General features: G+C 70.3%; 21 protein-coding genes and 1 pseudogene. 14 read left to right on the forward strand and 8 right to left on the reverse strand.

The features are described from left to right. Positions 1-91: 91 nt before the first annotated feature. From ACQEVG_RS15275 to ACQEVG_RS15290, 4 genes are all read right to left on the reverse strand, one after another. Positions 92-1,045 (reverse strand): IS481 family transposase, encoded by a 954-nt coding sequence (locus ACQEVG_RS15275; protein ID WP_432982944.1) that lies wholly within the window; start codon positions 1,043-1,045, stop codon positions 92-94. A 117-nt stretch (positions 1,046-1,162) separates the two neighbouring features. Further along, on the reverse strand, positions 1,163-2,152 hold the full coding sequence (gene meaB, locus ACQEVG_RS15280; RefSeq protein WP_432982947.1) for a methylmalonyl Co-A mutase-associated GTPase MeaB: 990 nt from the start codon (positions 2,150-2,152) through the stop codon (positions 1,163-1,165). Between the two features lie 4 nt (positions 2,153-2,156). Next, complete coding sequence (gene scpA / locus ACQEVG_RS15285) at positions 2,157-4,376, reverse strand: methylmalonyl-CoA mutase (protein ID WP_432982950.1); 2,220 nt, start codon at positions 4,374-4,376, stop codon at positions 2,157-2,159. Continuing rightward, complete coding sequence (locus tag ACQEVG_RS15290) at positions 4,376-6,259, reverse strand: methylmalonyl-CoA mutase family protein (RefSeq protein WP_432982953.1); 1,884 nt, start codon at positions 6,257-6,259, stop codon at positions 4,376-4,378. Before ACQEVG_RS15290 ends, scpA begins: the two co-directional genes overlap by 1 nt. Before the next feature lie 234 nt (positions 6,260-6,493). Here ACQEVG_RS15290 and ACQEVG_RS15295 point away from each other — a divergent pair, with 234 nt between their 5' ends. The 12 genes and pseudogenes from ACQEVG_RS15295 (at position 6,494) to ACQEVG_RS15350 (ending at position 14,270) form a co-directional block, all read left to right on the forward strand. Then, positions 6,494-6,856, forward strand: a complete 363-nt coding sequence (locus ACQEVG_RS15295) for a VOC family protein (RefSeq protein WP_432982956.1) — start codon at positions 6,494-6,496, stop codon at positions 6,854-6,856. Positions 6,857-6,919: 63 nt separating this feature from the next. Beyond that, positions 6,920-7,573, forward strand: a complete 654-nt coding sequence (locus ACQEVG_RS15300; RefSeq protein WP_432982959.1) for a DUF6629 family protein — start codon at positions 6,920-6,922, stop codon at positions 7,571-7,573. A 111-nt stretch (positions 7,574-7,684) separates the two neighbouring features. Beyond that, complete coding sequence (locus ACQEVG_RS15305; protein ID WP_432982962.1) at positions 7,685-7,945, forward strand: hypothetical protein; 261 nt, start codon at positions 7,685-7,687, stop codon at positions 7,943-7,945. A 353-nt stretch (positions 7,946-8,298) separates the two neighbouring features. Next, entirely contained in the window at positions 8,299-8,697 is a 399-nt protein-coding gene (locus tag ACQEVG_RS15310; protein WP_432982965.1) for a hypothetical protein, read from the forward strand. Between the two features lie 16 nt (positions 8,698-8,713). After that, on the forward strand, positions 8,714-10,126 hold the full coding sequence (locus ACQEVG_RS15315) for an NADP-dependent succinic semialdehyde dehydrogenase (RefSeq protein WP_432982968.1): 1,413 nt from the start codon (positions 8,714-8,716) through the stop codon (positions 10,124-10,126). Beyond that, on the forward strand, positions 10,123-10,284 hold the full coding sequence (locus tag ACQEVG_RS15320) for a hypothetical protein (protein ID WP_432982971.1): 162 nt from the start codon (positions 10,123-10,125) through the stop codon (positions 10,282-10,284). The genes ACQEVG_RS15315 and ACQEVG_RS15320 overlap by 4 nt, the downstream gene beginning before the upstream one ends. Beyond that, positions 10,281-10,736 carry a monovalent cation/H+ antiporter complex subunit F gene (locus ACQEVG_RS15325; RefSeq protein WP_432982974.1) on the forward strand — a complete coding sequence of 152 codons (456 nt, stop codon included), beginning with the start codon at positions 10,281-10,283 and terminating at the stop codon, positions 10,734-10,736. Before ACQEVG_RS15320 ends, ACQEVG_RS15325 begins: the two co-directional genes overlap by 4 nt. Further along, positions 10,729-11,001, forward strand: a complete 273-nt coding sequence (locus tag ACQEVG_RS15330; protein ID WP_432982977.1) for a Na(+)/H(+) antiporter subunit B — start codon at positions 10,729-10,731, stop codon at positions 10,999-11,001. Before ACQEVG_RS15325 ends, ACQEVG_RS15330 begins: the two co-directional genes overlap by 8 nt. Beyond that, positions 10,998-11,735 (forward strand): MnhB domain-containing protein, encoded by a 738-nt coding sequence (locus tag ACQEVG_RS15335; protein ID WP_432982980.1) that lies wholly within the window; start codon positions 10,998-11,000, stop codon positions 11,733-11,735. The genes ACQEVG_RS15330 and ACQEVG_RS15335 overlap by 4 nt, the downstream gene beginning before the upstream one ends. A 10-nt stretch (positions 11,736-11,745) precedes the next feature. Next, positions 11,746-12,092 (forward strand): annotated as a pseudogene (locus ACQEVG_RS15340) (sodium:proton antiporter). Continuing rightward, a complete protein-coding gene (locus ACQEVG_RS15345) occupies positions 12,089-13,849 on the forward strand; it encodes a complex I subunit 5 family protein (RefSeq protein ID WP_432982983.1) in 1,761 nt (586 codons plus the stop codon). Before ACQEVG_RS15340 ends, ACQEVG_RS15345 begins: the two are co-directional and overlap by 4 nt. A gap of 70 nt (positions 13,850-13,919) precedes the next feature. After that, entirely contained in the window at positions 13,920-14,270 is a 351-nt protein-coding gene (locus tag ACQEVG_RS15350; protein WP_432982986.1) for a PRC-barrel domain containing protein, read from the forward strand. Between the two features lie 28 nt (positions 14,271-14,298). Here ACQEVG_RS15350 and ACQEVG_RS15355 read toward each other — a convergent pair whose 3' ends face one another. After that, complete coding sequence (locus ACQEVG_RS15355) at positions 14,299-14,793, reverse strand: Lrp/AsnC family transcriptional regulator (RefSeq protein ID WP_432982989.1); 495 nt, start codon at positions 14,791-14,793, stop codon at positions 14,299-14,301. 73 nt (positions 14,794-14,866) lie between these two features. On the opposite strand from ACQEVG_RS15355, the gene ACQEVG_RS15360 reads away from it, so the two are divergent. Next, positions 14,867-15,349 carry a DUF2000 domain-containing protein gene (locus ACQEVG_RS15360; RefSeq protein ID WP_432982992.1) on the forward strand — a complete coding sequence of 161 codons (483 nt, stop codon included), beginning with the start codon at positions 14,867-14,869 and terminating at the stop codon, positions 15,347-15,349. A gap of 13 nt (positions 15,350-15,362) precedes the next feature. On the opposite strand, the gene ACQEVG_RS15365 is transcribed toward ACQEVG_RS15360, so the two are convergent. From ACQEVG_RS15365 to ACQEVG_RS15375, 3 genes are all read right to left on the reverse strand, one after another. Next, positions 15,363-15,590 (reverse strand): hypothetical protein, encoded by a 228-nt coding sequence (locus ACQEVG_RS15365; RefSeq protein WP_432982995.1) that lies wholly within the window; start codon positions 15,588-15,590, stop codon positions 15,363-15,365. Positions 15,591-15,904: 314 nt separating this feature from the next. Next, positions 15,905-16,906 carry an alpha/beta fold hydrolase gene (locus ACQEVG_RS15370; RefSeq protein ID WP_432985370.1) on the reverse strand — a complete coding sequence of 334 codons (1,002 nt, stop codon included), beginning with the start codon at positions 16,904-16,906 and terminating at the stop codon, positions 15,905-15,907. 118 nt (positions 16,907-17,024) lie between these two features. Then, positions 17,025-17,993, reverse strand: a complete 969-nt coding sequence (locus ACQEVG_RS15375; protein WP_432982998.1) for an NADP-dependent oxidoreductase — start codon at positions 17,991-17,993, stop codon at positions 17,025-17,027. 157 nt (positions 17,994-18,150) lie between these two features. Here ACQEVG_RS15375 and ACQEVG_RS15380 point away from each other — a divergent pair, with 157 nt between their 5' ends. Beyond that, positions 18,151-18,537: a winged helix-turn-helix transcriptional regulator gene (locus ACQEVG_RS15380; protein WP_432983001.1), complete on the forward strand. Its 387-nt coding sequence runs from the start codon at positions 18,151-18,153 to the stop codon at positions 18,535-18,537. Positions 18,538-18,544: the final 7 nt, after the last annotated feature.

An 18,544-nucleotide genomic window follows, 5' to 3' on the forward strand; every position in this document is an offset into this window, starting at 1 on the left:
GGGCCTGTCTTCCTGAGCTGTCCGGGACCGGGACCGGGACCGGGGGCGGGCACGGTCGGGGCGGACGCAGCCCGCGCCCGCCCCGACCGCGCTAGCTGTATTGCCCTGTGAGGTTGGGGACGCGGCTGACGGGTGGTTGGCCTTTCAGCGCGGTGTGTCCGCGGTGGTGATTGTAGGTGTGAAGCCACTGCGGGAACGCCTCGCGGCGTTCGGTCTCTGAGCGGTAGGGCTTTGCGTAGGCCCATTCGTCGAGCAGGGTGCGGTTGAGGCGCTCGACCTTGCCGTTGGTCTGCGGCCGGTAGGGCCGGGTTCGCTTGTGGGTGATCCCGGCCGCGGCGAGTGCGTCGCGCCAGGCGTGTGACTTGTAGCAGGCGCCGTTGTCGGTCAGGACCCGTTCGACGGTGATCCCGCAGGTGGTGAAGAACACCTGGGCGCGGGTCCAGAAGGCGGTGGCGGTCTCCTTCTTCTCATCTGCGTGGATCTCGCTGTAGGCGAGGCGGGAGTGGTCGTCGACGGCGGTGTGGATGTAGCTGTAGCCGGCGCCGGAGCGGTTCTTGCGGCCCGCTTGGCGGCCGATGGTCTTGTGGCCGCCGCCGTCGGGGATGTTGCCGAGCTTCTTGATGTCCACGTGGACCAGTTCGCCTGGCCGGTCGCGTTCGTAGCGGCGTATGACACGGCCGGTTGCCCGGTCCAGGTGGGCGAGACGGGCCAGGCCGAAGCGGGTCAGCACACGGTGCACGGTCGAGGGCACCAGGCCCAGCAGGTGTGCGATGCGGGCCGGGCCCCACCGGCGCAGGAGCCGGACCTTGATGATCCGCCGTTCGGTGCGGGTCGGGGTGCGGAGCGGGCTCGTGTGCGGACGGCTTGAACGGTCCGCCATGCCCGCCTCACCGAACAGCCGGTAGCGCTCAGCCCATCGCTGGGCCGTCGTCGGCGAGACCTGGAAACGCTCGGCCGCCCGACGCAGTGGCCAGCCGTCCTTGACCACGCAGCGGGCCAGGCGCAGCCGTCCGGTCTCGGTCAGGGGTGCATTACGGTGTGGCACGAGGGCCTTTCTGGTCGCCGGTGCAGATGTCGCAATCCACACCAGGCCAGAAGGCCCTCACCCATTTCAAGATCACTCAGCCGAGACCTGCGTCACCAACCTCCGTGGACAGAACAGCTAGCGCGGCTGCTGAAAAGCGTCCAGAATCCGTTCGGCGGCGAGCGTCGCCGTCAACCGCCCGTCCCGCACCTGCTGTTCGATGCCCGGCGCGAGGGCGCGTACACCGGGATGGCTGCGCAGCCGGTCCCGCAGCTCGTCGTGGACCATCGTCCAGGCCCAGTCGATCTGCTGGTCGCGGCGCTTGGCGGCGAGCCTGCCGGTCGAGTCGAGCAGCGAGCGGTGCTGCTCGACTCGCTCCCAGAGCGTGTCGAGCCCGGTGCTCTCGCGCGCGCTGCAGGACAGCACCGGGGGAGTCCAGGCCGCGTCGGCGGGATGCATCAGCCGCAGCGCACCCGCGAGTTCACGGGCGGCCGCGCGGGCGTCGCGCTCGTGCGGACCGTCCGCCTTGTTCACCGCGATGACGTCGGCCAGCTCCAGGACGCCCTTCTTGATGCCCTGGAGCTGGTCGCCGGTACGGGCCAGCGTGAGTAGCAGGAAGGAGTCCACCATGTTGGCCACGGCGGTCTCCGACTGGCCGACGCCGACGGTCTCCACCAGGATCACGTCGTACCCGGCGGCTTCCATCACCACCATCGACTCGCGGGTCGCCTTGGCGACACCGCCCAGCGTGCCCGCCGACGGCGACGGCCGCACAAAGGCGGCCGGGTCGACCGACAACCGCTCCATCCTGGTCTTGTCGCCCAGGATCGAGCCGCCGGTGCGCGTGGACGACGGGTCGACGGCCAGCACCGCGACCCGGTGCCCGAGCCCCGTCAGCATCGAGCCGAACGCGTCGATGAACGTGGACTTGCCCACACCCGGCACCCCGCTGATGCCGATACGGCGGGCGTTGCCCGCGTGCTGGAGCAGCTCGGTCAGCAACTGCTGCGCCGCTGTCCGGTGATCGGGCCGGGTCGACTCGACGAGGGTGATGGCGCGCGCGATCTGCGCCCGCTTCCCCTCGAGTACGCCCTTCACATAGCTGTCGAGATCGACCTTCAACGGCATGGGCTCACAGCTCGTTGTGGCCGAGCGTCGCGGCGAGCCGCTTCACCAGGTCGTACGCCGCGTCCGGAATCACCGTGCCCGGCGGGAAGACGGCCGCCGCGCCCATGTCGAGGAGCGTCGGCACGTCCTGCGGCGGAATCACCCCGCCCACCACGATCATGATGTCTTCCCGTCCCTCGGCGGCCAGTTGTTCCTTCAGCGCCGGTACGAGCGTGAGATGCCCGGCGGCCAGCGAGGAGACGCCGACGATGTGCACATCCGCCTCGACCGCCTGGCGGGCCACCTCTTCCGGCGTCTGGAACAGCGGGCCGACATCCACGTCGAAGCCCAGGTCGGCGAAGGCCGTGGCGATCACCTTCTGGCCGCGGTCATGGCCGTCCTGGCCCATCTTGGCGACCAGGATGCGCGGACGGCGGCCCTCGGCCTCCTCGAACCCCTCGACCAGGGTGCGGGTGCTATCCACTGCCGGTGACGTCCCTGCCTCGTTCCGGTACACACCGGAGATCGTACGGATCTGCCCCGAGTGCCGCCCGTACACCTTCTCCAGGGCGTCGGAGATCTCACCTACGGTCGCCATGGCGCGCGCCGCGTTCACCGCGAGCGCCAGCAGATTGCCCTCAAGACCGGCCCCCGGGCCTGTCTCGGCCGCGGCCGTCAGCGCGCGCAGCGCGTCCTGGCAAGCACCCTCGTCGCGCTCGGCCCGCAGCCGTCGCAGCTTCTCGATCTGCTGGGTGCGCACCGAGGAGTTGTCGACCTTGAGCACATCGATCTGCTCGTCGGTCTCGACGCGGTACTTGTTCACGCCGATGACGGGCTGGCGTCCGGAGTCGATACGAGCCTGCGTACGGGCCGCAGCCTCCTCGATGCGCAGCTTCGGGATGCCGGCGTCGATGGCCTGCGCCATGCCGCCGGCCGCCTCGACCTCCTCGATGTGCTGCCAGGCACGGCGGGCGAGGTCGTGGGTGAGCTTCTCGACGTACGCACTGCCGCCCCACGGGTCAATGACCCGGCAGGTCCCCGACTCCTGCTGGAGCAGCAGCTGGGTGTTGCGGGCGATCCGCGCGGAGAAGTCCGTCGGCAGCGCCAGCGCCTCGTCCAGCGCGTTGGTGTGCAGCGACTGCGTGTGCCCCTGGGTGGCGGCCATCGCCTCCACACACGTACGGGTCACGTTGTTGAAGACGTCCTGCGCCGTCAGCGACCAGCCCGAGGTCTGCGAATGGGTGCGCAGCGAGAGCGACTTGGAGTTCTTCGGGTCGAACGTCTTCACCAGCTTCGCCCACAGCAGCCGTGCGGCCCGCAGCTTGGCGACCTCCATGAAGAAGTTCATGCCGATCGCCCAGAAGAACGAGAGCCGGGGCGCGAAGGCGTCCACGTCCAGCCCCGTGTCGATTCCGGCCCGCAGATACTCCATGCCGTCGGCGAGGGTGTACGCCAGCTCCAGATCGGCCGTCGCTCCGGCCTCCTGGATGTGATAGCCGGAGATGGAGATGGAGTTGTAGCGGGGCATCTTCTGCGAGGTGTACGCGAAGATGTCCGAGATGATCCGCATCGAGGGCTTGGGCGGATAGATGTAGGTGTTGCGGACCATGAACTCTTTGAGGATGTCGTTCTGGATGGTCCCGGCCAGCTTCTCGGGCGGTACGCCCTGCTCCTCGGCGGCCACGATGTACAGCGCGAGAACGGGCAGCACGGCCCCGTTCATCGTCATCGACACGCTCATCCGGTCCAGCGGAATGCCGTCGAAGAGCTGCCGCATGTCGTAGATCGAGTCGATGGCCACGCCGGCCATGCCGACATCGCCCGTCACCCGGGGATGGTCACTGTCGTAGCCGCGGTGGGTCGGCAGGTCGAAGGCGACCGACAGACCCTTCTGCCCGGCAGCGAGGTTGCGCCGGTAGAAGGCGTTCGACTCCTCGGCGGTCGAGAAGCCCGCGTACTGACGGATCGTCCACGGCTGATTGACGTACATCGTCGGGTACGGGCCGCGCAGATACGGTGCGATGCCCGGGTATGTCCCGAGGAAGTCGAGACCGGCCAGATCCTGCCCGGTGTACAGCGGCTTGACGGGAATGCCCTCGGGCGTGTCCCACACCAGGTCGGCGGCGCCCTTGCCGGTGGACTCCTTGACCGCCGTACGCCACTGGTCCTCGTCGACCCCGAACGCGCCGCCGGAACCGAGTTCGATCTCCGAGAAGTCGGGGACCGAGAAGTCAGGGGTCCGCATCACGCCACTCCGATCCGGTCGAGGACGGAGGTCAGGACGGCGACCGCGTCGCCGCCCGCGACGACGAACTCGTCGACTCCGGCCCGTTCATACGTCTCTCGCTGTTCGCCGGGACGGCCGGCGAGGAAGACCCGCAGCGCGCCCGCTGCCGTGAGCGCCTCGGCCACCGGTGCGGCCTGCTCGGCATAGAGCGAGTCGCTGGAGCAGATGCACGCCACGCCCGCCCCACTGGCGGTGAAGGCGTCGGCGACCGAGGCCGCGTCGACCTGGACCGGGTCGTGGACCGGTTCGATGCCGCCCGCCTGGAAGAGGTTGGCGGCGAAGGAGACGCGTGCGGTGTGCGCGGCGGCCGGGCCGAGGGCGGCGATGAAGACCCGCGGGCGGGCGCCGGTGGCGGCGAGGTGCGCGTCCGAGCGGGCGCGCAGCGCCTCGAAGGCCTCGTCGCGACGCACCTTGGGCAGTCCGCCGGACGGTGCGGCGGGCGCGGGGTCGCGCTCGACCGGAGCCTGGGAGAGCAGCGGGAACTCGCTCACCCCGGTGACCGGTTCGCGCCGCTTGGCCAGGTTTTTCGTACGGCTCTCCCAGCCGGCGCCGATCCGTTCGGAGACGAGACCGCCCCGCAGCGCGGCCTCCTGGCCGCCCGCGCGCTCGATCTCCTGGAACCACGTCCAGGCCGCGTGGGCGAGCTCGTCGGTGAGCTGCTCCACGTACCAGGAGCCGCCCGCCGGGTCGATGACCCGGCCCACGTGCGACTCCTCAAGGAGGATCGTCGAGGTGTTGCGCGCGATCCGCCGGGCGAAGCCGTCCGGCAGTCCGATCGCATGGTCGAAGGGCAGCACGGTCACGGCATCGGCACCGCCGACACCGGCGGCGAGCGAGGCGACCGTGGTGCGCAGCATGTTCACCCAGGGGTCGCGGCGGGTCATCATCACCGGCGATGTCACCGCGTGCTGGCGCTGCGCACCGGCGGTGCCGCACACCTCGGTCACCCGGGCCCAGAGCCTGCGGGCCGCGCGCAGTTTGGCGATGGTGAGGAACTGGTCGGCGGTGGCCGCGTAGCGGAACTCCAGCTGGCCGCAGGCCGCTTCCACCGGGAGACCGGCCGCGGTGAGGGCACGCAGCCAGGAGACTCCGGTGGCCAGCGAGCAACCCAGTTCCTGGGCGGCCGAGGCGCCGGCCTCGTGGTACGGCAGCGCGTCCACGGTCAGCGCCCGCAGCCCGGGGTACTTCTGGTGGCAGAGCTGGGCGAGACCGCTCGCGGCGGCCGTGCGGTCGGCGACGTCCCCGTACTGTCCGGTGCGGGCGGCGTGCCCGAGCGGGTCGGCGCCGAGGTTGCCGAGCGCGGCCTCGGGAGTCACCCCCCGCTCGTCGTACAGCCGCAGCAACTCCCGGGCGGCGGCGTCGAATTCGTCCCCCGCGTCGAGTACGACGGGGGCGAGGTCGAGATAGACGCCGTCCAGTGCCGTGGCGAGCCCGGACAGTGGTACACCTGCCGCGCCGACGGACAGCCAGACCGAGGTGACCCCGTTCTCCAGGTCCGCGAGCACGGCTTCGTTCGTACGGACCGGATCCGGCCGGTCATGGCGCTGGCGTACGTCCCAGCCGGAGACCGCACCGCCCTCGGGCCGGCCGCCCCTGGTGAAGGGGGCGAAGCCCGGATACCCGGCGCCGTCCGCGCCGTTGCGTGCCGTGCGCGCCGTGTACAGAGGACGGGTGGTGAGCCCGTCCTCCAGGGCCGTGGACAGCACGTCCTCGGCGGCCGTGTCCGGCGCTTCCCTGCCTGCCTTGCGCAGCACGCCGGCCACCAGCCGCTGCCACTGCTCGTGGGTCGCATCCGGGAATTCGGCGGCCAATGAGAACCCGTCGTCGGGGAGGACCGTCATGCTCAGATGCTAGGTCAAGCTCGCATACGTGCAGCAGGGGAAATGGCTGTGACCTTGCACTCTTCGGAGCTGTCTTGATCCTTGCGGCGCCATGGCCTAGACGGACGTGACGGGCGGGTGCAGCGGTGCGGGGGCGGCCGTACCGTGGGATGGACACGGTCGACGGACCAGGTCGCCGGCCAGGTGGGGCCGACAGGCCGGACCGGCAGTGACCTACGGCAGGCGGGAGCCGCGATGGCCGGTGAGATCTCCTTCTTCGAACTGGGCGTGGGCGACTTCGAGGCGGCCCGCACGTTCTACAGCGGCCTGTTCGGCTGGACCTTCGAGCCCGGCCCGACCGAGGGCGGCGGCTATGCGATCCGTACGCCCAATGTCCCCGGCGGAGTGCACGGCGGCGACCCCGGCGCCGGTCCGTATCTCTTCTTCCATGTCGACGACATGAAGGTCGCGCTCGAAAGGGTGCGTGAACTCGGCGGCACGGTCGACGACTTCGACGCGGGCGACGACGACGAGACGGTCGCCCGCTTCGGCCGCTTCAAGCTCTGCCACGACGACCAGGGATCGCCCTTCGGACTGCACGAACCGCCGGCGGCCTGAGAAGCCACGTCGAGGCCGGGCGACCACCCGGCCAATCCCGATGGCCCGATATAGCTTGGCCCCATGTGCTGGAGCGCGACAGCCGACCTTGCGGCGGGCACCTGCATCGCCGCGATCGGAGTGGCCTGCGTCGGGCGGGTACGCTGGATGCGCGATCTGCCGCTCGCCGCTTTGCCATTGCTGCTCGGAGCGCATCAGATCATCGAGTCCGTCGTCTGGCACTCCGGCGGCGGTACGGGCGCCGCCACCGTCGCCTGGGCGGTCATCGCCCTGCCCCTGCTACCGGCGTGGGTGCCGCTCGGCGTACTCCTCGCCGCGCCGGCACGCGCCCGGCCCGGGCTGATCATTCCGCTCGCCGCCGGGCTCGCCACCGCCGCGGTCCTCGCCCACTTCCTCGCCACCCGTTCCGTGACGGCCGAGATCCGCGGGCACACCCTCGGCTATGCCCTGGGCCTGCCGCACTCCCCGCTGATCATCGCGGGATACCTGCTGGCCACCGTCGGCTCCCTGCTGCTCGGCGGCGATCCGGCGCTGCGGCTGCTCGGCGTCATCGTCGGGGCCGGGGCGGTGGCCTGCGCGCTTCTGTGGCGACTGGAGTTCATCTCCACCTGGTGCGCCCTGGCCGCGGTGGCGTCCGTCGTCGTCCTCCGCTGGTCCCGGCACCGACCGTCAGCACCGGCGCCGCGCAGGGACTACGGCGACCTCGCATCCCGCTGAACCGCCGCTCCCCGCGTCGAGTCCTCCTTCCGGCTCATTGAGGCCCAGGCGGTTGGCCGCGCGCCGGCCGGGGTACCCGGCCGGGGCCAGAGGGAGGCAAGGAGAACGATCATGACCGACCACCGGCCGAACGACCCGGCGAAGAGCGAGACGGAAGACGACACGCAGGTCCCCAGGGACATGCCCGATCAGCAGGCACAGCACGGCGAAGACAGGCTGGACGTGCCCACTCCACAGACGCCCGACGACCCGGCGCCCGGGCCCGACGAGAGTCTGCCCGACGTGGACGAGACCGGCGCCGGCCCCCGCGGGGCGCCGCGCAGTGGCTCCGTCCACCCCGAGCGGCCGGTCCCGGACGAGCCGTCCGGCTGAAGTCCGGTCGCACACGGTGCCTGACCGGGTGAGTCTGGAGGAGGCGCCCCTTCGAGAGCCGGGCCGCGAGTGCGCTGGAGGTAGCGATGGGCGTGTTCGAACCGATCCGTCGGTGGCCGCTCTGCCGGCAGCTCACGGGGCGCGGATCGGCTGGGCCGGGGCCGTGCCGCGATGTCGCCGCGTTCGCGAGCGCTCCGCCCCCGTACGGACACCGCCGACAGGGCGGTGCGGTCCGTGTGCCCGCACCGCGCCGTCCGGCCTCCGTACGCCGCGGACGAGGCGGTCGCCGGTGCCGCGGAGCGGCCCCGCCCCGGAGCTCCGCTGGAGCACGACCCCGAGAGACAGGAAACACCGTGAACAGCACACAGGAGTACACGACGCCGGTCGCCGTGACGCTGAGCGGTTGCGCGAAGGAGGATGCCCACACCGTCTTCCGCCTGCTGCATCAGTCCTTCGCCTCGGACCGCGAGGACGAGGACGCGCCTCAGTACACCACCCACGACACCTCCCACGACACTTCGGCCGCGCACACGACCGTGTGGACCTCGACCTTCGAGGTGTCCGGCTCGCACGCCAAGCCCGGACCGGTGCGGTTGACCGCGCCCGTCAAGGTGGATCTGCAGGGCACCTACTGGGGAGTGGACCGGCTGACCGAGACGCTGGGCGACGCCTTTGCCGTACGGGAGCAGGGCATGGCCGCCGGCGACCAGGAGAAGGACGTCCAGCTGCTTCTCGAGAGCCGCAGCGGATAGCCGAGGAGGAAGAGCCATGCCCATCGCCACGGTGAATCCCGCAACCGGTGAAACCCTCAAGAACTTCGATCCGCTCGGCCCCGAGGAGATCGAGCGCCGTCTGGCGCTCGCCGTGACCGCCTTCGGGGACCATCGCACCAGGGGATTCGGCGACCGGGCGGAACTGCTGACCCGCGCCGCGGAACTGCTGGAGCAGGACCAGCACGACATCGCACGCACCATGACCACCGAGATGGGCAAGCCGATCAAGGCCGCCGTCGCGGAGGCCGCGAAGTGCGCCAAGGCGATGCGCTGGTACGCGGAACACGCCGAACAGCTCCTCGCCGACGAGCACCCCGCGCCCGCGGACGTGAAGGACTCCGGAGCCTCCCGGGTAACTGTCCGCTACCGTCCGCTCGGTGTCGTGCTGGCCGTGATGCCATGGAACTTCCCGCTCTGGCAAGTCGTACGCTTCGCCGCCCCCGCACTGATGGCGGGCAACGTCGGTCTGCTCAAACACGCTTCGAATGTGCCGCAGACCGCCCTGTATCTGGAGGACCTCTTTCTGCGCGCCGGTTACCCGCAGGGGTGCTTCCAGACGCTGCTCGTCGGATCCGGGGCGGTCGAGGCCATCCTGCGCGACCGGAGGGTGGCCGCCGCGACGCTCACCGGCAGCGAGCCGGCCGGGCGCTCCGTCGCGGCGATCGCGGGCGACGAGGTGAAGAAGACCGTACTGGAGCTCGGCGGCAGCGATCCCTTCGTCGTGATGCCGTCGGCCGATCTAGAAAAGGCGGCAGGCACCGCGGTGACGGCCCGGGTGCAGAACAACGGCCAGTCCTGTATCGCGGCCAAGCGCTTCATCGTCCATGAGCAGGTGTACGACGACTTCTGCGAGCGCTTCACGGCGGGCATGCGGGCGCTGACGCTGGGCGATCCGATGCAGGAATCCACCGACATCGGCCCGCTCTCCAGCGAACAGGGCCGTGCGGACCTCGAAGAGCTCGTCGAGGACGCCCTGCGCCGAGGCGCCACGGCCCGCTGTGGAGCACGGCGCCCCGAGAAGTGGGACCGGGGCTGGTACTACGAGCCCACCGTCCTCACCGACGTCACCGAGGAGATGCGCATCCATCACGAGGAGGCGTTCGGCCCGGTCGCCACGGTCTACAGGGTCGGCACTCTCGACGAGGCGGTCGCGCGTGCCAACGACACGCCCTTCGGGCTGAGTTCCAACGTATGGACGCGCGACGAAGAGGAGGTGCGGCGGTTCGCGCGGGACATGGAGGCGGGCGGTGTCTTCTTCAACGGAATGACGGCCTCCCATCCGGCGCTGCCTTTCGGCGGCGTCAAGCGTTCCGGTTACGGCAGGGAGCTGTCGGGCCACGGCATTCGCGAGTTCTGCAGCATCACCACGCTCTGGCACGGCCCCGAATCCCGCGAGGCAGCGCAGTGACAGCCGTCGAGCTGTTGGTGTGGTGGGTCGCGCTGTTCGCCCTCTGGATCGTCCTCATCAGCACCGTCGACGTCCTGGAGGTCGCGGTGGGCTCGGCCGCCGCCCTCGTGGCAGCCGTCGCGGCACACGCCGCGCGCCGGGCGGTGCGGCGCCGATGAACTTCTGGCTCCTGGCCGCGGCCGTCCTGCTGGTGGGCGGCGTCGGGCCTGCGGTCTGGGGCGCGGCCGCAGGCCCGATGGGCCACCGGGTCGCCGCGCAGAACATGGCGACCCTGCTGGTCTGCCTCGCGGTACTGCTGCTCGCCCAGGGATACGAGCGGCCCGCGTATGTGGACGTGGGACTCGTACTCGCCCTGCTGGGGCCGGCCGGCACGCTGGTGTACGCGAGGCTCCTCGAGCCGGAGATCCATGACGATCCGTCATGGCGGCGCGGAGCCGACCGGCTTGCGTTGATCGCCACGCCCCTTGTCGTCCTGCCACTGTGTGTGGCCGCGGGCCCTGGGCGCGCGGCGGTGAAGCTGCTCGTCATCGGAGCACTCCTGATGGCCGGGAACCGGATCGCGTCCAGCGCGCTGAGCGGGCGGTCGCAGGAGGCCGTAGGGCATGGATGACGCGCTGATCGTGATCTCCCTTCTGCTCGTGGCGGCAGCCGCAACCACCTCGGTGCTGGTTCGCGATCCGGCGCGTCAGGCGCTCACCCTCTCGCTGCTCGGCCTCACCCTCGCTGTGCTGTTCACGGTTCTCCAGGCACCCGATGTGGCGCTGTCGCAGCTCGCCGTCGGATCAGGGCTGACCCCCATGCTGGTGCTGCTGTCCGTACGCAAGGTGCGCCGACGGGGGCGGAGCGAGCAGGCCGGTGAAAGGAAGCCGAGGTGAGCCGGCGGCTGCGTCTCGCCGTGCTGGCCGTGGGCGCGGCGGGGCTCGCGGTCCTGCTCGTCGCCGCCTGTTTCCAACTCCCGGGCTTCGGCGGTGACTCGCACCCCTACGGCGACCGCGCCGTCCACGCCTCCCTCACCCGCGCCACTGCGAACGTCATCGCCTCCGTCAACTTCGACCAGCGCGCCTTCGACACCCTGGGCGAGGAGAGCATCCTGTTCGCGGCCGTACTGGGCACGGTCGTTCTGCTGCGGCAGACGCGCGACGAGCGTCAGGTCGAGCCCGACCCGGCGCGCGTGGCACCTCCCGTACGGCGCTACGCGCTGATCCTTCTGCCTGTCACTCTGCTGGTCGGCCTCTATGTCGTCGCACACGGCCAGCTCAGCCCCGGAGGCGGCTTCCAGGGCGGAGTGGTCGCCGCCACCGCCCTGCATCTGCTGTACATCGCCGTCGACTACCGCGCGCTGGAGCGAATCCGCCCGGTCGGTCTGTACGAAGTGGGTGACGCGGCAGGAGAGGCGGCCTACCTGGTCGTGGGTGTCGCGGGACTGCTTGCCGGGTCGGCATTTCTCACCAACATCCTGCCGTACGGCACGTTCAACACCCTCGCTTCGGGCGGAACGGTGCCACTGCTCAACGCGGCCATCGGGATGGAGGTCGCCAGCGCGGTGATCGTGCTGCTCGCCCGGTTCCTCGACCAGGCCGTCGAAATCGAGGAGGAGAACGGGAAGTGAGCGACGAGTGATGTCCGTCCTGCCGTATCTGGTCGCCGTCTGGATCTTCCTGGTGGGCTGCTACGGGCTGGCCACCAGCCGGAATCTCATCCATGCCGTCGGCTGCCTCGTCGTGTGCCAGTCCGCCACTATGTGCTGCTGCTGGCCGTCGGATACCGGGATGGCGGCACCGCGCCCGTCTTCTCCGACATCAAGCCCGGTTCCCGGCCGGTGGTGGATCCGGTCGTGCAGGCCCTGGCCCTCACCGACGTCGTCGTCGGCGCGACCGTCACCGCGCTGCTGCTCGCCCTCGTCATCCAGGTCGCCAAGCGCCACGGCACGCTCAATCCGGACGAGTTGTCCGAGCTGCGCGGATGAACCGTCTGCTGCCCATGGTCGTGGCCCTGCCGCTGCTCGGCTCGGCGCTGCTCGTCGCCGCCGGACGCCGTCTGCCGCGCCTTGTGGCGGAAGCCATCGGAGGCGCTGTCGCCGCGGCGACAGCCGGCCTGGTGCTCCACCTCCTCATCTTCTCCTCGGCGCCCGCGCGGGAATGGGTCGGCGGCTGGGAGCCGCGGGAGGGCCACAGCGTCGGGATCGTCCTCGTCGGCGACCCGTTGGCGCTCGGCCTTGCCGCGACCGTCTGCCTGCTCACCGTCGCCGTACTGGCGTACTCCTGGCGCTACTTCGAAGAGCCGCTGCGGCGCCACGCCGGTTCGTTTCCCGCCCTGGTGCTCCTCTTCCAGTCGGGCATGTGCGGCTTCGTGCTGACCGGCGACCTGTTCAACGCCTTCGTCTTCTTCGAGCTGATGAGCGTTGTGGCATACGCCCTGACCGGCTACCGCGTGGAGGAGGCGAAGGCCGTCCAGGGTGCCCTCACCTTCGGCGTCGTCAACTCCCTCGGCGCCTACACGACGTTGACCGGCATCGTGCTGCTCTATGCGCGCACGGGCGAGCTCGGGATGCGTCAGATCGGGCAGCAACTCGACGCGCAGGGCCCGCCGGACCTGCTGGTGCTCGCGGCATTCGTTCTCGTTCTCACCGGACTGCTGGTCAAAGCGGCCGCCGCCCCGTTCCACTTCTGGCTCCCCGACGCCCATGCGGTCGCTCCCACGCCGGTGTGCATGCTGCTCTCCGGCGTGATGGTGGAGCTCGGGGTGTACGGAGCGGGTCGGGTGTACTGGAGCGTGTTCGGCGGCCCCGGCGGGATTCCCGCGGCCGACGCGCAACGGGCGCTGGTGACGCTCGGTGTGTCCTCGGCGGTCGTCGGCGCCGTCATGTGCTGGCACCAGCGGCACCTCAAGCGGCTGCTGGCCTATTCGACCGTCTCCCACACCGGGCTGTTTCTGATCGGCCTCGGCCTGCTCACGCCGGAGTCGGCGGGCGGCGTCGCCGTGTATGTCCTCGGACACGCGGGGGTGAAGGCGGCTCTGTTCGCCTGTGTGGGCATCCTCCTCGACCGATACGGCAGCGTCGACGAGCACGAACTGCACGGACGGGCGGGCGAGCTGCGCCTGGTGGCCGCGATGTTCGTGACGGGAGGGCTGGCCCTCGCGGGTCTGCCTCCCTTCGCTGCGGGTCTGGGCAAGGCGGCGGTGGAAGAGGCGGCCGGAGGCCCGCTCACCGCGCTCTTTGTCGTGGTGTCGGCCGTGACCGGGGGAGCGGTGCTGAGGGTGGCGGCACGGGTCTTCGGCGGGCTCGGGCCGCGGCCGTCGGACGACACCGCGTACGAAACGAGCGGTGAGGACGAAGAGCCGGAGACGAAGGGGAAGCTGGGCCGGGTGCCCGACACCATGCTCGCGGTCCCGGCCGTGCTGCTGTGCGGTGCTCTCGCGGTGGGCCTGGTGCCAGGAGCGGCCGCCGGAGTGGGGCACGCCGTCGACGAGGCCGTGGCGGGCGTGGCCGCGGTCCCGGTGCACTGGTCGGCGGCCGGGGTGGCGCTCGGGCTGCTGTCGACGGGTCTGGCGGTGGGCCTGGCCACGTACGCCGTACGGCAGCCGCGCCGCCCGGCGGCGCGCGACTGGACGGAGCCGCTGCGCCGTCTGCACTCCGGACACATCGGCGACTACGTCGCCTGGGTGCTCGCCGGCATGACGCTGCTGGCGGCCCTGGCCCTGCCGGGCCTCGTCGCCGGCTGACGGGGCGGTCGAATGAGAACAGCCTCTCCGGGTACCCGCCCGGCAGGCCGGGGGCAGTGAGGAGGTCGTCATGGGTGCCGAGATCTGGGCCTACCGCGAGACCGCGGGATACGTTCCCGGAGCACAGCTCGTCGGCTACAAGGTCGAGGCGTCCGACGGTTCCGTCGGAAAGATCGACAAGCACACGGAGGACGTGGGCCGGTCGTACATCGTGGTCGACACAGGTCCCTGGATCTTCGGCAGGCGGGTCGTGCTGCCTGCGGGCCTCGTGTCGAAAATCGACAGCGAGCACGAGACGGTTCATGTCTCCTCCAGCAAGAAGGAGATCAAGGACTCGCCCGACTTCGAGAGCGGTCAGCACGAGTACGACATCGCGTTCATCACGCTCGTCGAGCAGTACTACTCGAACCGCCATATGTGAGACGGCCGCGCCGCCACCTGGGACGCGGCTACTTGGGACGCGGCTTCGGGCGCTGTGTGCGGCCGGCCGGTGCGGTGATGGACCGGGACTGCACATGCTCGTAGACCATCGTCGACTGCACGTCCGCGACCTCGCGGCGCTCGGTGAGCCGGTCGATGACGAACGCGTACAGGCCGTTGACGTCCGGGACCGCGACATGGATGAGGAAGTCGTACGGCCCCGAAGTGACGAAGAGGCCGATGGTCTCCGGCAGTTGGGCAGCCCACTCGCGGAAGCCCTCGATGACCGGTCGGGACGGCGGTCTGATGCGGACCGAGATCAGCGCCTGGACCGGGCGGCCGACCGCCTCCAGGTCGAGTGCCGCGTGAAAGCCGTCGATGACGCCACGCTCGCGCAATACCTTGACGCGCTCCAGCGAGGTGGAGGGGGAGACGCCGGTCTTGGCGGCCAGATCGCGGTTGGTCTGCCGTGCATCGTGCTGCAGCTCCCGCAGCAGAGCCCAGTCGAGCGCATCAAGTTCCATAAAATCGCCTCGTGGCCTGATGAAGTTCGGCAGATCTTTCAAGCATACGCACTATTGCCTAGCGTTCCGGACCATGACCGTTCAGAACGACGCGGCTGCCACACGGCTGCCCACCGCTGAAGTACGTACCGATCTGCCGACCCGCCGGGCCACGCTGAAGTGGGTCATCGTCATCGATGAGAACCTGCCCGCGGGGCGGGCGGCGAACGCAGCGGCATGCCTGGCCGCGGCCGTCGGCAAGGCCCTCCCGGACCTGCTCGGCGGCCACGGCCACGACGGCTCGGGCACCGTCCACCCGGGCCTGCCCTGGGCGGGCTGCTCGGTGCTCGCCGCCGACGCCGCGACCGTCCACGCGCTGCGCGAGAAGGCCAGGGCGAAGGACGGCTTCTTCGTCGCCGACATGCCCGAACACGCCCAGATCTCACGGGTGTACGACGAGTATCTCGACTACCTCGCCGGGACGAAGAGCGAGGATCTGACGTACCACGCGATCAGTCTCGTCGGCCCGCGCAACCAGGTGAGCAAGCTCGTCGGAAAGCTCTCCCTGCTGAGCTGAGGCGCGTGAAGGTTCAATGCCAGTACGAGGGCTCGCCCCCTGTCTCGTCGGTGGAGAGCCCCCACACGGCAAGCGCGACGATCACCAGCACGATCAACAGAAGGCACCCGCAGCCCGCGAGCTGCTCACGCAGCTGCTCCTGCCGCCCTTGACGGGTGTCGGTCCGCCAGCGCGGGTCGATGGATACGGTGCCATTGCCGAGGGCCTCAGCCAGGTGCAGCACATCCTCGGAGTGATACACCCGCGATGTGCTCGGTCCCCACGTGCCGTAGCTCGTCCGCGTATCGCACCGTACGCCGTGAGCTGCGGCGACCCCGTGGACGCAGCTTCGACGCACGCGACACACCGCTGCGGCTTGTCGGGCTGTCAGCCAGGTGCGGCCGTAACTCTGCTCATCCGCCGTCATTCACGCCCCCGTATCTCCGGTGGGGAGATACCCAGTTGGCGGCGCGATGAGCCCGAACGGCGAAGGGAAGTCCGAGAACGGCGACGACAAGCGTGAATCCGTACTGCGCCGGACGGAAGCCGGCCCTGTTCGCGAGAACGAGCAGCACTTCAGGCGGGCAGGGATGCGAGCCAGTCGGTCAGGAGCCGGTTGATCTCGGCGGGGCGTTCTTGCTGGATCCAGTGGCCGCCGCCGTCGAGGATGTGGGAGGAGACGAGGCCGGGCAGTGTGGTGGGGTATGCCTTGATCGCGTCGGCCAGCCAGCTGGTGGAAGCGTCCATGCTGTCGCCGACGAACAGGGACGGCTGGGTGATGGGGGCGCCGTCGAAGCCGGCGAGGTCCTCCCAGTCCCGGTCCATGTTCCGGTAGCGGTTGAGCGCCCACGTCATGCCGGTCCGCTCGAACTCCCCGGCGTAGACGTCGAGGTCGTTCGCACTGAGCCAGGCAGGCCGCGGCCGGGCGGGGAACCGGTCGCGCAGCGTCCCGCCGCGGCTGACGAAGTGCGGGTCGGGCGTGCCGGGTGCGGGCATGGTGTCGGCGGAGAGGGCGGCATAGAAGCCCGCGAGCCAGCCGCGCACGTCGGGCTCGATCTCGGCCTCGGCGCGACCGGGCTCCTGGAAGTAGGAGACGTAGAACTCCTCGTCCCCACCCATCCGTGCGAAGACCTGGCTGGGCCGCGGCCCGCCGCGCGGGGCGTAGGGAACGCTGAGCAGTCCCACCGCGCGGAAGACGTCCGGCCTGACCAGGGCGGAGTTGGCGGCGATCGTCGACCCCCAGTCGTGGCCGACGATCACCGCCGACTGTTCGCCCAGGGCGTCCACCACCGTGGCGTTGTCCGCCACCAGCTCGAGCATCCGATACGCCCCCGTGTCCTCGGGCTTCGAGGAACGGCCGTAGCCGCGGATATCGATGGCGACCGCGCGGTACCCCGCTGCGGCCAACGCCGACAGCTGGTGCCGCCAGGAGTACCAGCACTCCGGGAAGCCGTGCACGAGCAACACCAGCGGCCCGGTGCCCTGTTCCACCAGGTGGATCCGGCCTGCGGGCGAGGAGACCAGCCGGTGGATGATGTCCGTGGCCTGCTGCGGCGTTAATCCTCCAGGGCTCTTGATCTGGCCTGCACCAAGACGGTGACCCGATGATGCGGGGAACGGCGCGGTCGTTGCGAGCCTTTTAGCCGATTCGGCAAAACAGCACCGGGGGGTCGGATCCCACAGTTGAAGAACAAGGTCAGTCGGTGACGCGCAGCACCAGCTTGCCGCGGGTGCGGCCCGCCTCGCCCCGGCGGTGTGCCTCGGCGGCGTCCGCCAGCGCCAGCACGTCCTCGACCTCGACTCTCACGGCGCCCTTGTCGATCAGTGCGGCGATCCTGGTGAGCGCCGCGCCGTCCGGCTCCACCAGGTAGGGCTTCGCCCGCAGACCCTGTGCGGCGGCCGTCTCCAGCAGTTCGGGGGAGACACCCGACGGCACCGCGACGATCGTGCCACCGGGGCGCAGCGTCTTCAGCGAACGGGCGCTGGTCGAGTCCTCCCCGTCGCCGACCAGGTCGATGACGAGGTCGACGTCGTGCACCGCGTCCTCGAAGCGGACCTGGGTGTAGTCGATCAGCTCGTCGGCGCCGAGCGAGCGCAGCCAGTCGTGCTTGGCGGCCCGCGCGGTGCCGATGACGTGCGCGCCGAAGTGCTTGGCGAACTGCACGGCGAAGTGCCCCACGCCGCCCGCTGCCGCGTGGATCAGTACCCGCTGTCCTGCCTCGATCCGCGCGGCGTCGGCGAGCGCCTGCCAGGCGGTGAGCGCGGCCAGCGGCACCGCGGCAGCACGGTCGTGGTCGACGGCTGCGGGCTTGCGCGCGAACTGCCGTGCGGGCGCGGTCACATACTCCGCGTACGCACCGGCCTGGCGCGGGAACCACGGCATGCCGTAGACCTCGTCGCCGACCTCCAGCGTATGGACGCCGAAGCCGACCTCTTCCACCACGCCCGACACGTCCCAGCCGAGGACGAACGGTGGCTCGCCCACCACCCCCGCCATGCCGCCGCCTTCGCGGGTCTTCCAGTCCACCGGGTTCACACCCGCGGAACGCACCCGCACCAGCACTTCGGTGGGCAGCGGCGCGGGCCGCGGCACCTCGGCGAGTCGCAGCACCTCGGGTCCGCCGAAGCGGTCCTGGGTGATCGCGCGCATGGTCTCACTGCTCAAGGGGTTCTCCTGCATGGCGTGCCGGGGGTGCGGACGCACGGCCCGGTCGGCTGATCATCGACGCTCGAAAGCTACCCGCCGGGTAGTGGTAACCCGCAAGGGCTCCTACTATCCATGGGGAAGTAATGAGGTCACAGCCGCGCAGGAGGCACCGTTCATGTCCGTTCCCTGTACGACGGGGCAGCACGCCGATCACGATGTGTTCGCGGCCGAGTGCCCATGCCGTGACGTCCTGGACGTCCTGGCAAGCAAGTGGACGGCGCTGGCCATCGGTGCCTTGGGGGAGGGCCCGCAGCGCTTCGGCTCACTGCAGCGGCGGCTCCAGGGTGTCAGCCCCAAGGTGCTGACCAACACTCTGCGCAGGCTGGAGCTCCACGGCTTCGTCGACCGCACGGTCTATCCGGCCGTGCCGCTGCACGTCGAGTACGAACTGACCGAGCTGGGGCGCGGGGTCGCCGTGCCGCTGGGGCAGCTGCGCGGCTGGGTGGAGCTGCACCTCGACGAGATACGTTCCGCCGGGGCCGACGAGCCTGTCTGCGGCTGAGCCGGAC

This window comes from Streptomyces sp. CA-135486, from assembly GCF_050936555.1.
In the GTDB taxonomy this organism is placed as follows: Bacteria; Actinomycetota; Actinomycetes; order Streptomycetales; family Streptomycetaceae; genus Streptomyces.

Excerpts from the sequence above, each read along its gene's own strand:
- ACQEVG_RS15325 (WP_432982974.1), top strand. The coding sequence starts at position 10,281 with ATGAACTTCTGGCTCCTGGCCGCGGCCGTCCTGCTGGTGGGCGGCGTC.
- ACQEVG_RS15345 (WP_432982983.1), top strand. The coding sequence starts at position 12,089 with ATGAACCGTCTGCTGCCCATGGTCGTGGCCCTGCCGCTGCTCGGCTCG.
- ACQEVG_RS15355 (WP_432982989.1), bottom strand. The coding sequence starts at position 14,793 with ATGGAACTTGATGCGCTCGACTGGGCTCTGCTGCGGGAGCTGCAGCAC.
- ACQEVG_RS15300 (WP_432982959.1), top strand. The coding sequence starts at position 6,920 with ATGTGCTGGAGCGCGACAGCCGACCTTGCGGCGGGCACCTGCATCGCC.
- ACQEVG_RS15360 (WP_432982992.1), top strand. The coding sequence starts at position 14,867 with ATGACCGTTCAGAACGACGCGGCTGCCACACGGCTGCCCACCGCTGAA.
- ACQEVG_RS15290 (WP_432982953.1), bottom strand. The coding sequence starts at position 6,259 with ATGACGGTCCTCCCCGACGACGGGTTCTCATTGGCCGCCGAATTCCCG.
- ACQEVG_RS15295 (WP_432982956.1), top strand. The coding sequence starts at position 6,494 with ATGGCCGGTGAGATCTCCTTCTTCGAACTGGGCGTGGGCGACTTCGAG.
- ACQEVG_RS15380 (WP_432983001.1), top strand. The coding sequence starts at position 18,151 with ATGTCCGTTCCCTGTACGACGGGGCAGCACGCCGATCACGATGTGTTC.
- ACQEVG_RS15305 (WP_432982962.1), top strand. The coding sequence starts at position 7,685 with ATGACCGACCACCGGCCGAACGACCCGGCGAAGAGCGAGACGGAAGAC.
- scpA (WP_432982950.1), bottom strand. The coding sequence starts at position 4,376 with ATGCGGACCCCTGACTTCTCGGTCCCCGACTTCTCGGAGATCGAACTC.
- meaB (WP_432982947.1), bottom strand. The coding sequence starts at position 2,152 with ATGCCGTTGAAGGTCGATCTCGACAGCTATGTGAAGGGCGTACTCGAG.
- ACQEVG_RS15350 (WP_432982986.1), top strand. The coding sequence starts at position 13,920 with ATGGGTGCCGAGATCTGGGCCTACCGCGAGACCGCGGGATACGTTCCC.
- ACQEVG_RS15330 (WP_432982977.1), top strand. The coding sequence starts at position 10,729 with ATGGATGACGCGCTGATCGTGATCTCCCTTCTGCTCGTGGCGGCAGCC.
- ACQEVG_RS15315 (WP_432982968.1), top strand. The coding sequence starts at position 8,714 with ATGCCCATCGCCACGGTGAATCCCGCAACCGGTGAAACCCTCAAGAAC.